General features: G+C 74.7%; 13 protein-coding genes. 9 read left to right on the top strand and 4 right to left on the bottom strand.

Annotated features, from left to right (window positions below; translation table 11 throughout):
- Positions 1–95 precede the first annotated feature (95 nt).
- Entirely contained in the window at positions 96–2255 is a 2160-nt protein-coding gene (locus OHQ87_RS07975) for a hypothetical protein (RefSeq protein ID WP_328346430.1), read from the top strand.
- On the opposite strand, the gene OHQ87_RS07970 is transcribed toward OHQ87_RS07975, so the two are convergent.
- Positions 2201–4099: a hypothetical protein gene (locus tag OHQ87_RS07970; RefSeq protein WP_328346428.1), complete on the bottom strand. Its 1899-nt coding sequence runs from the start codon at positions 4097–4099 to the stop codon at positions 2201–2203. The two genes, OHQ87_RS07975 and OHQ87_RS07970, sit on opposite strands and share 55 nt — an antisense overlap.
- Positions 4100–4349: 250 nt before the next feature.
- Between OHQ87_RS07970 and OHQ87_RS07965 the strand changes: the two genes are divergently transcribed.
- On the top strand, positions 4350–4781 hold the full coding sequence (locus OHQ87_RS07965) for a hypothetical protein (protein ID WP_328346426.1): 432 nt from the start codon (positions 4350–4352) through the stop codon (positions 4779–4781).
- A 43-nt stretch (positions 4782–4824) separates the two neighbouring features.
- Complete coding sequence (locus OHQ87_RS07960) at positions 4825–5805, top strand: DUF817 domain-containing protein (RefSeq protein ID WP_328346424.1); 981 nt, start codon at positions 4825–4827, stop codon at positions 5803–5805.
- Here the strand turns inward: OHQ87_RS07960 and OHQ87_RS07955 are convergent.
- A complete protein-coding gene (locus OHQ87_RS07955) occupies positions 5772–6779 on the bottom strand; it encodes a DMT family transporter (RefSeq protein WP_328346422.1) in 1008 nt (335 codons plus the stop codon). The two genes, OHQ87_RS07960 and OHQ87_RS07955, sit on opposite strands and share 34 nt — an antisense overlap.
- Here OHQ87_RS07955 and OHQ87_RS07950 point away from each other — a divergent pair.
- Entirely contained in the window at positions 6778–8172 is a 1395-nt protein-coding gene (locus OHQ87_RS07950; protein WP_328346420.1) for an aminotransferase-like domain-containing protein, read from the top strand. The two genes, OHQ87_RS07955 and OHQ87_RS07950, sit on opposite strands and share 2 nt — an antisense overlap.
- A 126-nt stretch (positions 8173–8298) precedes the next feature.
- On the top strand, positions 8299–8724 hold the full coding sequence (locus tag OHQ87_RS07945) for an NAD-dependent epimerase/dehydratase family protein (protein ID WP_328346418.1): 426 nt from the start codon (positions 8299–8301) through the stop codon (positions 8722–8724).
- Here the strand turns inward: OHQ87_RS07945 and pdxY are convergent.
- Entirely contained in the window at positions 8612–9463 is an 852-nt protein-coding gene (pdxY, locus tag OHQ87_RS07940) for a pyridoxal kinase PdxY (protein WP_328346416.1), read from the bottom strand. The two genes, OHQ87_RS07945 and pdxY, sit on opposite strands and share 113 nt — an antisense overlap.
- A 44-nt stretch (positions 9464–9507) precedes the next feature.
- Positions 9508–11556 (bottom strand): copper resistance CopC family protein, encoded by a 2049-nt coding sequence (locus OHQ87_RS07935; RefSeq protein ID WP_328346414.1) that lies wholly within the window; start codon positions 11554–11556, stop codon positions 9508–9510.
- A 322-nt stretch (positions 11557–11878) separates the two neighbouring features.
- Between OHQ87_RS07935 and OHQ87_RS07930 the strand changes: the two genes are divergently transcribed.
- From OHQ87_RS07930 to OHQ87_RS07915, 4 genes are all read left to right on the top strand, one after another.
- Positions 11879–12448 carry a sigma-70 family RNA polymerase sigma factor gene (locus OHQ87_RS07930; RefSeq protein ID WP_328346412.1) on the top strand — a complete coding sequence of 190 codons (570 nt, stop codon included), beginning with the start codon at positions 11879–11881 and terminating at the stop codon, positions 12446–12448.
- A gap of 77 nt (positions 12449–12525) precedes the next feature.
- Complete coding sequence (locus tag OHQ87_RS07925; protein ID WP_328346410.1) at positions 12526–13353, top strand: zf-HC2 domain-containing protein; 828 nt, start codon at positions 12526–12528, stop codon at positions 13351–13353.
- Positions 13354–13488: 135 nt separating this feature from the next.
- Positions 13489–14094, top strand: coding sequence for a copper chaperone PCu(A)C (locus tag OHQ87_RS07920; protein ID WP_328346408.1), 606 nt, complete (start codon positions 13489–13491; stop codon positions 14092–14094).
- 23 nt (positions 14095–14117) lie between these two features.
- Complete coding sequence (locus tag OHQ87_RS07915; protein WP_442930805.1) at positions 14118–15332, top strand: Dyp-type peroxidase; 1215 nt, start codon at positions 14118–14120, stop codon at positions 15330–15332.
- Positions 15333–15339: the final 7 nt, after the last annotated feature.

Here is a 15339-nt window from a genome sequence, read left to right as displayed (position 1 = left end):
GTAGACCGGTAGGAAGCCGACCGTCCGACGCCGACGGTGGTGACGAGCGGGCGGACCGGACGGCAGGTGCCGGTGGAGACGAAGGTGGGGCGGCGGTGAAGGGGTCTGGGCGCACGGCAGGGCCGGCGGGTGGCAGCGGGTTGGACCGGGTGCCGGCCACCCGCCGCTTCGATCCGCGCCGGCACCGCCGGATCGCCGGGCTGTTCGACCTCTGGCTGGCACCCGGCCCCGGCGGGCGGCTGGTGGTGCCCACCGACCCCGGCCGACCGCTCGACGCCCGCGCGGTCGCCACCCTGGTCCGACACGGCGCAGACGCCGCACAGGACGTCCGGATCCTCGCCGACGACGGGGCCCGGCACCTCGACCTGTTCACCGAGGTGGCCGGGCTGCTCGGGCACGACGTGCTGGTCAGCCCGGACGGCTCCGACATCCGGCACGCCACCGACCGGACGACCGGCGGGGCCGCCCGGCCGGCCGCCGACGGCGGGCCGCTGGACGCGGTCCCCCTGGACCGGGTGACCCGCCAGCCGATGGACTGGCTCGTGCTCCAGCCACCGGATCTCGCCACCTCCCTGCCGGGCTGGTTCGCGGTGGACGACGGTCTGGTCCGTCCCCGTACCGGGGTGGTGGGCCTGCCGCTGCCGGACGGCCTCGCCCTCGCCACCCGGGCCGACTTCGTGACCAGGCGGGCCACCGCGCACCGCCTCGGCGCGTCGACCGGGGTGGTCACCGTCGCCGTCACGGCCCGGTCCGGGGGCTTCCTGGTCGGGAACTACAGCGGCACCCAGGAGGTGCACAGCGGCGGGCAGCTCGCCGCGGTCCTCGGCGACCTGCCGCTCTACGGGGCCGACCTGCGACTCTGGCTGACCTGGCCGTCCGACGCCGACGAACAGGCCCGCCTCGTAGCGCAGGCGGTCGAACTGGCCGAGACGACCGGGGCCACCGTCTGGACCCCACCCGCGGGAGGCCGGGCCGAGCTGGTCGACGACCGCCGTGACCTGCGCGCATTCGACCCGACCGGCGCGGTCGCCGCCTGGCAGGCCCACCGACCGAGGTACGCCGACGGCCCGTCCACCCTCGATGCGACAGCCGACGGGCTGCTGGTGTCCCGGCTGGACCGACAGCGGATCGTGGTGGCCTCCCCCGCCGCCTGGGGCCACGACGCCGCCCTGGTGGACGGCCACCACCCCGCAGCGGACCGGGTGGACGACGCGGCACCCGTACCGGACGGTGACGCCACCGAGCTTGCGACGCCGAGCCGCACCGGACCCTCCACCACGGGCACCGCGACCGCACCGTCCCCGGTGGTGGCCGGCGGTGCCACCGGGTCGGCGTCGGGGCAGCCGGCGGTGCCTCTACCCCGGCCCGCCCTGGTCACCGAGCACCGCCGCGCAGCGGACTACGGCCCGCCCTGGCTACGGCGGGGCCAGCAGGTCAACGCCGAGGCTTTCGAGGCGTACGTCCTCACCGAGGGCGATCCGTCCCGGGCGGTCAGCGACGGCGTGCCCGGCGTCGAGTTGTTCCTGGCCGCCTTCCTCGACCCCCGGTCGGCCCCCACCGGCAGCCACCTGCTGCGGGTCCGGATCGGGCCCGGCGGCGCCATCCCTACGGTGGTGCTGCGCTCGCACGTCCCGGCGCGGTTCAAGCACGTCCTGGGCAGCCCCGACACATACCTGCTACCGGCGGGCCGGCTGGACCGGGTCCGGCTGGTCGGTGGCTTCCGGTTCGACGACTTCGGCCGGCTGCTGCCCACCGTGGACGCCGACGGCGAACCGCTGCGGATCCGGCCCGCACCCACCGGCCGGTCGGTCGCCGGGCTGCCGAACGACGTCCGCCGTTGGCCCGGCTTCGGCAGCCGGCAGGCCTATGCCCTGCTACCGGCGACGTCGCGAGGGCTGCCTCGGGGCTGGCTGCCGCTCTACCAGCAGCGGCCCGTCGCAGTGCCGGGCCGGTTGCTGGTCGAGGTCCGCGTGCCGCCGGGCCGCACCGTGGACATCGACGCCACCCACGCCCTGCTGACCGGGCTGCCCCTGGTGCGGACCAGAGTGGAGCAGCTGCATCGGGCCGGAGTCGCGCTCGTCCTCGGCAGCCGGTCGTACGACCGGATCGTGGTGCAGCGCGCCTACCGTGCGCAGGCGGGCGGGTGGCAGCGGATCGGGGATCTCGCCCCAGGCCCGCTACCGTCCGCCGTCGCCGCTCTTCAGTCCGCCGTCCCACCCCGGGTGGTCGACCCGCCGTCGCCCGGGGCCACCTGAACCGACCACCGGCCGGCGGGCACCGGTCCGATCACCACCGGCACGCACCGCCCCCCGGTCTCGGTGGCGAGTCGACGCGCCCCGACCAGCGCCGGGCCGGTCAGGCCGGGGGTGAACACCACGTACGGCGGCGGGTCGGCACCGGGGGCGGGTGCCGCCGGCAGCCCCGGCAGCGACCAGGCGCCCTCCGGGGCCTCTGCGCCGAGCACCGCGCCCACCGTGGCCACCCCGATCCCGGCCGCCCGCAGCTGTCGGGCGAAGAGAGCGGCGGTGTGCCGGCAGTCCTCGGCGTCACCGACGAGGGTGAGCACGTCGGGTGCCCGGCCCAGGTCGACGTGCAACCGCCAGCCCCCCTTGTGCCCCAGCACCAACGGCAGGGTCGCCGATGGGGCGGCCTCGTCCGGACCGAGCCAGGCATAGGCGGGCGCGCCCCGGCCCGCCGCCACCCCGACCAACCGGACCCGGATCGCCCCCAACCCGGTCTCCAGGTCGGTGCTGAGGTAGGGGACCTCGTTCCCGCTCGGCACCGCCGGTCGGGGCAGCTCCGGCCCGGTGGGCGGGGCGGGCGTAGCCGGGACTGCGGTCGCCGGCCGGCCCGGGGCCGGTGACGCCACCGGCGCCACTGGCTCGACCGGCGCCACCGGCGTCGCTGACTCTGCTGGCGTCGCTGTCTCCGGTGACGCCACCGACGGTAGGTCGACCGTGGTGGGCCGGGGCGGTGCCGACTGCGGTGTCCGGGGCGGCCACACCGGCTTCGCCGGCAGGACCGGTGCCGAGGGTGACGGCACGGCGGCTGCGGCTTCGTCCTGTTTCGTCGCCCCGATCCCCGGCTGCGCCGGTGCCGATGCAGTTGCCGCCGGTTCAGGTGCCACTGCCGCCGGTTCAGGTGCCACTGCCGCCGGTTCAGGTGCCACTGCCGCCGCCACTGCCGGCGGTGCTGATGGCGCGGATGCAGGTGCAGGTGCCGGCCGGGTCAGCGGTACCGGCCGGATCGTCCGGGGCGGCGCCGGCACGGTGGGCGGTGCCGGAGGTGGCGGCAGGGTGGGCGGCGCCGGCACGGTGGGCGGTGGTGGTGGCACGGTGGGCGGTGGTGGAGGTGGCGGCAGGATTGCCGGTGCCGGTCGGGTCGCCGACGGCGGGAGGTCCGGGTGGTCGGTCACCGGCCCGGCAGCGAGTTCGGCCGGGGTCGGGGTGTGGTGCCGTGCTGGCGGCCAGGGCCCGTCGTCCTCCAGCACCACCCGGCGGCCCCCGCCCCGACGCAGCAGCATGACGGCGACGGCGGCGAAGAAGACCGCCAGCAACCCGGCACCGACCCGGATCACCAGGGGGTCCAGCGGGCCGGACGCTGCCGGGTCGTCGGGGGGCCGGGCGACCGCCCGGGTTCCCGCCTGCGCCGGGGTGGTGGCGGGGCGGGAGGCGACCGCCGAGGAGGGGGCCACCGTACGAGGGGTCGGGCTGGGCCGGGAAGGGGTCGAGGCCCGCGCGCTCGGGCTCGGCGGACGCGGTGCAGGCGCACCTGCCTGCGGCAGCCGTCCGATCCGTACCCCCTGGCCCTTGGCGTCCCGGGGCAGCACGAGCCGCCAGCCGGGGCGCAGGACCACACCGTCGGTGAACGTCTCGCCGTCCGGCTGGACCCGACCCACGTTGAGGTCGACGATCTCCCGGAACCGGTTGCCGTTACCGAGGGTACGCAGCGCGATGGCGTAGAGGTACTCCCGTTGCCCGTCGACCGGTGGCCCGACCACGTAGTACCGACCGGTCTCGGCGGGCACCGCACGTGCCGGTCCCGCCGGAACGACGAGCGCGATCCCGACCAGCAGCACCGTGACAAAGGCTCGCCGCATCCCCACCATCGCTTTCCACACCCTCGGTCCCACCGACATCCTCCCGTCCCGGCCCCCTTCTACGAACCGGGGCGCCGACGGTTCAACCCGAGCGGCTCCGGACTGCGCGAGGGGCGGTCCGCCGCTGCCGTCCCACCCACGCCTGTCGTACGCCGCCCGCGCGGACCCGCTCCGGGGGCCGTGCCAGGATGTGGCGGTGTCGTATCCTCCTCAGCCGTCGTACCCGCCCGCGCCCGGTGGCGTCACGCCGATGATCGCCTATCCTCACCCGATTCCCCCGCCGCCGGGGCACGCGGTGCTGGTCGTCTCGGTCAACCGGGGGCCGTACCTGGTGCCCGCCCCGTCCACCAGCCGGTTCAAGGTCGACGGCCGGTTGGTGGCGATCCCCGGCGAGGGCACCTGGTACGTGGCCGTTCCGGCCGGGCCGCACGACGTCCGCTACACCGACTTCATGGGCATCCCCGTCATCACCACCGCGCTGGTCGTCCAGCCCGGGGTCGTGTACCCGCTGTCGTTCCGTTTCGGCGGTTGGCGCAACCGGGTCCACGACGGGCACGGCACCGACGTGACGAAGTTCGGCATGTGGTCGAACTACAGCATCCTGCTCGTCACGCTTGCCGTGTTCGGGGTGCTCTGCTGCGGTGGCCTCGGTCTCCTCGGCGTGTTCTCGACGTCCCCCTGACCGTCGGCACCCGCCCGACCGGGGCACGGTAGCGTCGCCACCGATGCCTCCTGCGCCCGGACCGGCCGGTCTGACCACGACGGAACGTGCGGTCGATGCCCGCTTCCGCGCGTTCCTGGCCCGGCTGCCCCGACGTGGACCGGCCGGCTGGCTGGTCGAGTTCCTGGTCTTCGGACTCAAACAGGCCTGGGCGTGCGTGTTCGGTGGGGCGATGCTGGCCGTCATCCTGGCGGCCCGGCTCTGGTACCCGCAGGACGCCGCCCTCGCCCGCAACGACCTGTTGACGGTCGCCGCGGTCGCCATCCAGATGGCCATGCTGGCCGGACGCCTGGAAACCCTGCGGGAACTGCGGGTGGTGCTCCTGTTCCACCTCGTCGGGACGGTCATGGAGTTGTTCAAGACGCAGGTCGGCTCGTGGTCCTACGCCCCGGACGGAGTGTTCCGGCTCGGTGCGGTGCCGCTGTTCAGTGGCTTCATGTACGCCGCGGTCGGCTCCTACCTGGTACGGGTCAACCGACTGTTCGACCTGCGTTTCGCCCGCTATCCCCGGCGTTGGGTGACGGCCCTGGTGGCGATCGCGATCTATGCCAACTTCTTCACCAACCACTACCTTCCGGACGGCAGGTGGCTGCTCATCACCGTCGTCGCGTTGGTGTTCGGGCGCTGCGTGATGCACTTCCGGGTCTTCCGGTTCCGGCTGCGGATGCCGCTGCTGCTGGCCTTCCTCCTGGTCGCCTTCTTCATCTGGCTGGCGGAGAACATCGCCACCTGGTCGCAGGCCTGGCTCTACCCGGGCCAGGTGGCCGGTTGGGACCCGGTGTCGCCGACGAAGCTCGCCTCGTGGTTCCTCCTCATGATCATTTCGGTGGTCCTGGTCACCTGGATCTCGCCACCCCGACCACCGGAACCAGAACGGTCGGCGGAACAGGAACTGTCGGCGGAACAGGAACGCCCGTCGGCCCCATCGACGGGGACCGGACCCCCGGCGGTTCAGGCCGCCCCGCAACGATCCGGCTCCGGCTGACCGGAACCCCGATCGGGGCTGCCCGTGGACGGGGGCACGGGCCGGGGCGGGGCCGACGCCAGGGTCCGGTCGCGGGTGCGCTGGATCAGTACGACCAGCACCAGCACCAGCAGGGCCACGCCGATCGCGGTGACCGGGACATGCTCGGCGAGGAGCAACGCCGACCAGAGCAGGGTGAGCACCGGCTGGGCGAGCTGGAGCTGACCCACCCGGGCGACCCCACCCCGGGCCAGTCCCGCGTACCAGGCGAAGAAGCCCAGGAACATGGAGACCACGGTCAGGTAGCCGTAGGCCGACCAGGCCCCGGCGTCCGCCCGTGGCGGGTGGGCCACGGCAGCGGCGAGGGCGGCCGGCACGGTGACCGGCAGCGCGTAGAGCAGCGCCCAGCAGATCGTCCGGGCGCCACCCAGCTCGCGGGCGACCGCGCCGCCTTCGGCGTACCCGAGGCCGCAGAGCAGGACCGCGGCGAGCAGGAACAGGTCCGACGTGGCCGGCGCGCCGCGCACCGCGCCGCCGACGCCGAGGAAGACCAGCACCGTCAGCAGCCCGCCGCCACTGGCGAACCAGAACGTCGGCGGTGGGCGCTCCCCGCTGCGGAGCACCGCGAACACGGCGGTCACGGCCGGCAGCACGGTGATGACGACGGCCCCGTGCGCGGCGGTCTGGTCGAGCAGCGCCAGCGAGGTGAACAGCGGGAAGCCGACCACCACCCCGAGGGCGACGATCGACAGTCGCCGCCGCTGGGCGCGGGTGGGCCGTGGCGCCCCGGTGCACCGCAGGTAGGCCCAGGCCAGCAGCGCCGCGCCGACGGCCCGGCCGAAGGCGACGAACCACGGGTCGAGCTGCTGCACCGCGACCCGGGTGGCCGGCAGCGACAGGCTGAAGGCGCACACGCCCAGCGCGCCCAGGGCGAGGCCGGTAAACCGGTCGGCTGTTACCGCTTCGGGGACGGTAGCGTTACTCTTGGCTCTCATGGAAGACGGTAACGCAGCCGAGCGTGTTATCCAAGATCTGCGCCGGTCGGTGGCCGGCGCAGAGCCCGGTGCCCGGCTGCCGTCGGTCCGTGAGCTGACCGCCCGGCATCACGCCTCCCCGGTCACCGTCGCCGCGGCCGTCCGGCAGCTGGTGGCCGAGGGGCTGGTCGAGGCACGCGCCGGCCGGGGCACCTTCGTGGCCACCCCGCCCCGGCCGACGCCGGTCGCCGACCTGTCCTGGCAGACCGTGGCGCTCGGCCCGCGCCGGCCCGGCGAGGAAGAGATGCGGGCGCTGCTGGCGCTGCCGCCCGCCGGGGCGATCCCGCTCTCCGGTGGCTACCTGGACGCCGACCTCCAGCCCGCCGCCGCGCTCGGCGCGGCGCTCACCCGCGCCGCCCGGCAACCCGCGTCCTGGCAGCGCGACCCGGCGCACGGCCGGGCCGACCTGCGTGCCTGGTTCGCCCGGGAGGCCGGGGGTGGGCTGCACGCCGAGGACATGGTGATCTGCTCGGGCGGACAGGCCGCCCTGTCGTCGACACTGCGGGCGCTCGCCGCGCCCGGCGACACCCTGCTCGTCGAGTCACCTACCTACCTGGGCGCGCTGGCCGCCGGCCGGGCCGCCGGGCTGCGGGTGGTGCCGGTGCCCGCCGACCCCGACGGGGTACGACCCGACCAGCTCGCCGCCGCGTTCGCCCGGACCGGCGCACGGCTGTTCTACTGCCAGCCGCTGTACGCCAATCCGCACGGCGCGACGCTCGCAGCGCACCGCCGGCCCCGGGTCGTCGAGGCGGTACGCGACGCCGGGGCGTTCCTGATCGAGGACGACTACGCCCGTGACCTCACCATCGACGGGCCGGCCCCGCCGCCGCTGGCCGCCGACGACCCCGACGGACACGTCGTCTACCTACGGTCGTTGACCAAGTCCGCCGCTCCCGGGCTGCGGGTGGCCGCGATCGGCGCCCGTGGCCCGGCCGGTCACCGGTTACGGGCGGGCCGGCTGCTCGACGACTTCTTCGTCGCCGGGCCACTGCAACAGGCCACCATGGAGTTCGTCAGCGGCCCGGCCTGGGAGCGGCACCGGCGTACCCTGCGCACTGCGCTGCGTGCCCGTCGCGAGGCGTTGCTGACCGCGCTGCGCCGGCACCTGCCCGAGCTCGTCGGGCAGCCGGTCCCGCGCGGCGGCCTGCACCTGTGGGTCCGGCTGCCGGCGGGGACCGACGACGTCGCGCTGGCCGCCGCCGCAGCCGCCGCCGGTGTCGTCGTCTTCCCCGGCCGCCCCTGGTACGCCGCCGAACCCCCGGCCCCGCACCTGCGGCTCAGCTACGCGTCGGCCCCGCCCGGCCTGATGGACGAGGCCGTCCGCCGGCTCGCGCACGCCCTGCGCGCCGGTTGAGCCCGGCGGCGTCAGCCTGCGCCGGGACCACCCGACCGACCCGGGTGTCGCGCCGGCGCCCGGCCGTCGCCGCCCGTCGCCGAGACGGGTCGCCGGCCCGCGAGGGTCCGGGTCACCGGCTCCCGGATGCGGTACGACCCCACTGCCGCAAGGATGAGGGGCATGACCGACCGGGCAGCTGAATCCGCACTTCCCAGACGTGTCGTCGTCACCGGGGCCACCGGCAAGCTCGGCCGCGCCGTGGTGGCCCACCTGCGGGCCGTGGGTGTCGACGTGCTGGCCGTGGACCGGGCCGCAGGGCGCGATCCCCGCGACGTCGACGGCGAGTTCCTACTGGCCGACCTCGGCGACTACGGGCAGGTGGTGGAGGCCCTCACCGGCGGTGCCGACGAGCACGGCGGCCCGGTCGACGCTGCTCGATACAGCCGCCCGGACCTGGTCAGCGCAACCGGCGTGCGGCGAACCTGGCCGGCGGATCGGCGATCGCGTCCTGGGCCGCGATCAGCTGGATCTCCCGGGTACCCGCCGCCAGGGTCCGCTCCAGCACGGTGAAGACCGAGGCGATGGTCCGTTCCAGCGCCGTCGCGGGCGACCCCGTCGTCCACAGGTGCGCCAGGTAGAGCGCCGCGGTCACGTCACCGCCGCCGTTGGGGTTGATCGGCAGCAACGGGGTGGTCACCGCCCAGGCCCCCTCGTCCGACACGGCCACCACCTCCAGCGAGCCGGCCGGCACGTCGCCGTGCAGCACGCTGGTGACCAGGACGTGTCGTGGCCCGGTCGCCCGTACCAGGTCGACGGCGTCCAGCACGTCGGTCAGGGTGGTGGTCGCCCGGCCGGCGAGGAAGTCCAGCTCGAAGTGGTTCGGGGTGATGATGTCGGCGCGCGGGACGACCACGTCGCGCAGGTACTCCGGGATGCCGGGCCGGACGAACATCCCCCGGCCGGTGTCGCCCATCACCGGGTCGCAGCAGTACACCGCGTCCGGGTTGGCCGCCTTGATCCGGTCCACCGCGTCGAGGACCACCGCACCCATCGCCGGGTCGCCCTGGTATCCCGACAGCACCGCGTCGGCGCTGCCGAGCACCCCACGGTCGGCGATGCCCTCGATCACCTCCGCCACGTCGGCCGGGGCCAGCAGCGGCCCGCGCCAGGCGCCGTACCCGGTGTGGTTGGAGAAGTGCACGGTCAGCACCGGCCAGACCTCGTGCCCGAGCCGCTGGAGGGGGAACACGGCCGCCGAGTTGCCGACGTGCCCGTAGGCGACCGAGGACTGGATGGACAGGATCTTCACCGACCCATCATGCCCGACCGGCCGGCCCCCGGCCCGGCCGGCGCTCAGGCCAGGTCGAGCGTGTACTGCGCGGTGTGCACCTTCCCGTCGACCTGGAAGTCGAAGAACGCCCGGTACCGACCCGCACTCGGTGCCGTCAGCCAGAACCGGACCGCCCCGTCCACCAGTTCCGGCTCCGGGTGGACGTGCACGTAACCGAGGTCGCCCTCCCGCACCACGACCAGGTGCCCGTACGCCCCCAGGTAGCGCTCCAGACGCGCCGGGTCGACCCCGTCGGGCCGGAAGGACAGCGGCACCGTCACGCCCACCGTGGGCGTGCCGGCCATCGTCACCGTGAACGGCCCGGCCGTCGCCCGGGGCGCGGCCGGCGGCAGCGGGACCGGGTCGTGCGCACCGGGGACCTGGTGGTCGACGCCCAGGACCAGCGGCAACGTGCTGCCGTCGGCACCGGTCACCGAGAAGTCCGCATAGATGCGGTAGCCGCCGGGCCGGGCCAGCGTCAGCGGGACGGTCCAGGTGCCGTCCGCCTCCATCGTCGGGTGCAGGTGCTGGTAACCGCTCAGGTCCCGACCCACCACGACCAGGTGCAGCTGCTTGTCGTGGACGACAGCGAAGCGGGTCGCCGGCTGTCCGTCGGTGCCGACGATCCGGAACCGGTAGTCCGCCCGTACGCCCGCCGGCTGGGACCGGGCCGTCGGTTGCACCGTGTAGCCCCCGGCGTTGACCGACATCCCGGTCACCTGGGTCCCACCCCCGTCACCGGGATGGGTGTGCGGTCCGGTGCCCGCCCCGTGCTGGTGTCCGTCCCCCGCCGAGAGCACCGGCCCGGTGGACAGCGGCGTGCCGGCGGCCCGGGTGGGCGGCGGCGCGGTGGGACTGATCCGCCCCAGCCCGAAGCCGGCCAGCAGGGCCACCACCAGGCCCCCCACCAGCAACGCGAGGTTCCGGTTACCCAGCCGAGAACCGGGGGCCGGGCCGACACCGTCACCTGTCGGGGCGGCACCGCCGCCAGCCGGAACGACACCGTCACCGGCCAGTGCTCCGTCACCGGTCGGGGCAGCACCGTCGTCGGCCACCACTGCCAGCCGGTCGTCCACCCTGGCCCGCGGGGCGACGGTGGTGGCACGTGAGGTGGTGGTCGCACGCGAGGCGGCGGTGACGGCAGGACGCGAGCCGGCGGCATGTGGGGCGGCGGTGGCGGCGGTACGGGCCGCGCCCTTGCGACCGGCTACCGTCCCGGGCCGTCCGGCACGGGCGGCGGCACCCCGCCGGGGGGTCGTACCCGGCACGCGCGACCGGCCGCCGGAGCGACCGCCCGCCCGGCCTGCCGGTCGACCGGCAGGAACCGGGCGACGACGCCAGCCCGCGTAACCGACCGCCGCCACCACCAGCACCGCGCCGCCGGCCCACACCAACCACCCGAGGCCACCCTCGTCGTCGTCGGGGGCGGCGGCCGGCGGAGCCACGGGGGCGGCGGCCGTCGAGGGGGCCGTCGGCACCGCGGACGCCGCCGGGCCGCCGGCGTGTCCGGAGGTCGCGTGCTGCTCGGCGGCGGCCACCAGCGCCGGGTCCGGTTGGTCGACCGGTGGACGCCAACCCTGCGGCGCGGCGGTCGACCGGCCGGTGTACCGGAAGCTCATCGTGCCCCGCACCGGCTCGCCGTCGGAGGCCACCGACAGGTAGCTCACCGCGTACTGCCCCGCCGCCGGAAGGTGGGCGAGGGTCACCACCGCAGGGAACCCCGTGCTGTACTCCTTGGGCTCGAACTTCCCGTTGACCAGCAGGTACTCCCGTACCGGCTTGTCCAGGGGCCGGGGCGAGCCGTGCCGCCAGCCGGCGTCGACCCGACCGCCGCCGGGGCCGGTGACGGTGAAGTACGCGTTGGCGGCGACCTGCTCGGTGAAGTAGAGCTCCACCTCCGTCAGCGGCTCGGCCACCGTGGCGCCGGCGGCCGGGGTGGACATCGCCAGGGTGCCGTGTGCCTGTGCCGGCCCGGGGGTGGGCAGGAAGACGATCGCTGCGGCGAGCACGGACGCGAACAGGCCCGCGAGGGCACGTCCGACGGGTCCGCAGGTCGGAGGGAGACGGCGCATCGGATCATCCTCACGAAGCGTGGACTTCGCGCAACAGTTCACGAACTTTTTACGCAGATGGCAAAAGTTTTGGTCACGAGCACCCAACATCGAGTTCCCGTGTTCAAAACTCGCCCACGGCTGTGCCACCGTTCCCGGCGGGCATCCCACCCGACGGCCTGCGCCCGGAGGTGATCCGCCGTCGGCTTCCGTCCGTACCAGTGGGCGGGGGTGACGCGGGGTATGCCGTACGCTCACCCGGGACCTACTACACCCCGTCGTGACGGCTGATGGGGCGGCGCTGGACCATGGCGGCCGGCAGAACCGGACACGGAGGTGGCAGGTGACCGACGACGACGCGGAGATCACCGCGTGGGCGCTGGCTGCGGGTCGGGGTGACCGGGACGCCGCTGCCCGGTTCATCCGGGCGACCCAGCAGCACGTACGACGGTTCGTCGCCCACCTGATCAGCCCGGCCGAGGCCGACGACCTCACCCAGGAGACGTACCTGCGGGCCATGCGCTCGCTACCATCGTTCGCCGCCCGGTCGTCGGCCCGCACCTGGCTGCTCGGCATCGCCCGCCGCACCGCCGTCGACCACGTCCGCGCCGCCACCTCCCGGCCACGGACAGTCCCGCTGTCCGAGTGGCACGACACGCCCGACACCCGGGGCAGCGGCTTCGACGGCGAGGTGGTCCTCAACGACCTGCTGCTGGCCCTGCCCGACGACCGTCGGGAGGCGTTCGTCGCCACCCAGGTCCTCGGCCTGTCCTACGCCGAGGCGGCCGAGGTCTGTGGCTGCCCGGTCGGCACCATCCGCTCCCGGGTCGCGCGGGCCCGGGAAGATCTCGTCGCGGCGGTCGACGGCAACCCGCAGTCGATCCGACGCAGGCCGGGAAGCGCCGCCGGCTGACCGGTGACCTGGGCCGCCACGGCAGATCAGGGAAGGCGGCGGGGAACCACGACGCCCTGCGGTCCGACTATCGGTACATGGGGTGTGAGCAGTGGCGTGAGATCCTGTCGGCGCAGTTGGACGGCGAGGAGACCCCTGCCGAACGGCTCGCGGCCGACGCCCACCTGGACCGGTGCGCGGACTGCCGGGACTGGTGTGACAAGGCCGCGACGGTGACCCGGCGGTCCCGTCTGACGCTCTCCTCCCCCGGTCCGGACCGGCAACGGTTCACGATCGCCGCACCCGCTCCCGACCGGCAACGTCCGACCATCGACCCAACCGGGCCCGACCTCGCCGACGTCGTCCTGGCCGCGCTCCCCGCGCCCCGGCGGCTCCGGGACCGACTCGTGCTCACCCTGCGCACCGGGCTGGCCCTCATCGGCGCCCTGCAACTGGTGCTGGGGCTGGCGCAGGTGGGTCGGGGCCCGACGGTCGGCGGCCACGCCCACGGCGCCCTCGACGCACTGGCGTCCGGGCACCTGTGGCACGAGTCGGCGGCGTGGAACATCGCCGTCGGCGCGGGCTTCCTCTTCGTCGCGGCCCGGCGCACCCCGACCAGCGGGCTCCTGCCGACCCTGAGCGCCTTCGTGGGGGCGCTCGTGCTGCTCTCGGCCAACGACCTGGTGACCGGCCGGGTGGATCCGACCCGGCTGGTCAGTCACGGTTTCCTGCTCACCGGTTACCTGATCGTGGTCGCCCTGTCCCGGCCCCGGTGGCGACCGGACGGTCCGGCCGGGCGTGGCCACGGCGACCGTCCCGCCTGGCGGCTCACCGCGAACGACGTGCCCGCCGCCGCCACGCCGACGCTGCGCCTGCTGCCCCCGCACCCGGGTTCGGCGCGGGTCCGCGACCGGTCGGCGGCCTGACCGGCCGTCGCCCGGCCCGCCCGACGGAACGACGATCCGCCCGGCCGGAACTTCACAATCCCGCCCGGCCGGAACTTTCGGTGCCCGGTGACCGACCAACGGGACAGATCATCAGGACAACGGAGGAAGAAACCCATGCGCCCCACCGGCCCACTCGGCTCGAATCGACGCTCGTCGGTCATCCTCACCACCGCAGCGTTGCTGGCGGTCGGCGTCGTCGGCTGCGGTCCGGCCGACCCGGCGTCGGGCCCGCAGTCGAGCGCCTCTGCCGCGGCCTCGGCGGGTACGGCCGCAGGGGTGGTCGGTATTCGCGACCCGTGGGTGAAGGCGGCCGACAAGGGGATGACGGCGGCCTTCGGGACCCTGGTCAACGACGGCGACGCGGATGTGACGCTGACCGGTGCCACCACGTCGGTGTCCCCGATGGAGCTGCACGAGATGACCATGAAGGACGGGAAGATGGTCATGCAGCAGAAGCAGGGCGGCATCGTGATCAAGGCGAAGGGCACGCACGCGCTGGAGCCCGGCGGTGACCACCTCATGCTGATGAACCTGGCCAAGCCCGTGCAGGCCGGCGACGAGCTGACGTTCACCCTGACCTTCGCCGACGGCAGGACCCAGCAGTTCACCGCCGTGGCCAAGCCGTTCACCGGCGCGCAGGAGAGCTACGCCCCGGGTCACGGCCAGCCCATGCCCGGTATGAGCGCCACGCCGACCATGAGCATGAGCCCGGCGTCGTGACGGACACGCCACCCGCCCGGCCGGTGAGCAGGCGCGGCCTGCTCACCGGCGGGGTCATGGCCGCCGGAGGAGCCCTCGCCGGAGCAGCCGCCGTCACCGCGATCCGTGCCGAGGACAGTGCAGCACCACCACAGGCCACCCCCGACATCACGCCCGTCGCGGCCGTCGGCAGCCTGGTCGAGCCGTTCCACGGCCCCCGGCAGGCAGGGGTGGCCACCGAGCCGCAGGCCCACGGCGCGTTCGTCGCGTTCACCCTGCGGCCCGGAACCGACCGGGCGGCGCTGGGCCGGTTGCTGCGGCTGCTCAGCGACGACGCCGCCCGACTCACCCAGGGCCGGCCGGCGCTGGCCGACACCGAGGCGGAACTCGGGCTGCTGCCCGCCCGACTCACGGTGACCTTCGGTTTCGGGCCGGGCCTCTACCGGGCGGCCGGCGTCGACGACCGGCGACCGACCTCGGTGGTCGACCTGCCGGCGCTGCGGATCGACCGGCTCCAACAGGCCTGGTCCGGCGGCGACCTGCTGGTGCAGATCTGCGCCGACGACGCGGTCACCGTCGCCCATGCCCAGCGGGTGCTGATCAAGGACAGCCGGCCCTTCGCCACCGTCCGCTGGGTGCAGCAGGGTTTCCGGCGCAGCCCCGGCGTCGAACCCGCCGGCCACACCCAACGCAACCTGTTCGGCCAACTCGACGGCACCGCCAACCCCCGCCCCGGCACCCCGTTGGACACCGCCGTCTGGGTGCCCGACGGCCCGGCCTGGCTCAAGGACAGCACCACCCTGGTGGTACGCCGGATCCGGATGAACCTGGAGACCTGGGACCTGCTCGGCCGCACCGACCGGGAGCTGGCCATCGGCCGCCGCCTCGACACCGGGGCCCCGCTCACCGGCACCGACGAACACGACGAACCCGACTTCGCCGCCGTCGGCGAGGACGGTCTCACCGTCATCCCCGACTTCTCCCACCTCACCCGGGCCCACGTCACCGACGACCGGCTGAGGATCCTGCGCCGCCCCTACAACTACGACGGCACCCCCACCCCGCAGGGGCACGCCGACAGTGGACTGATCTTCGCCGCCTACCAGGCCGACATCACCAACCAGTTCCTGCCAATCCAACGCCGGCTCGCCGACCGGGACCTGCTCAACGAGTGGACCACCCCGATCGGCTCCGCCGTCTTCGCCATCCCACCCGGCTGCCCACCCGACGGCTGGATCGGCCAACAGGTGCTCGGATGAACCAGCC

It is taken from the genome of Micromonospora sp. NBC_00421 (assembly GCF_036017915.1).
In the GTDB taxonomy this organism is placed as follows: Bacteria; Actinomycetota; Actinomycetes; order Mycobacteriales; family Micromonosporaceae; genus Micromonospora.
This window is presented reverse-complemented; position numbering and strand designations above follow the sequence as displayed.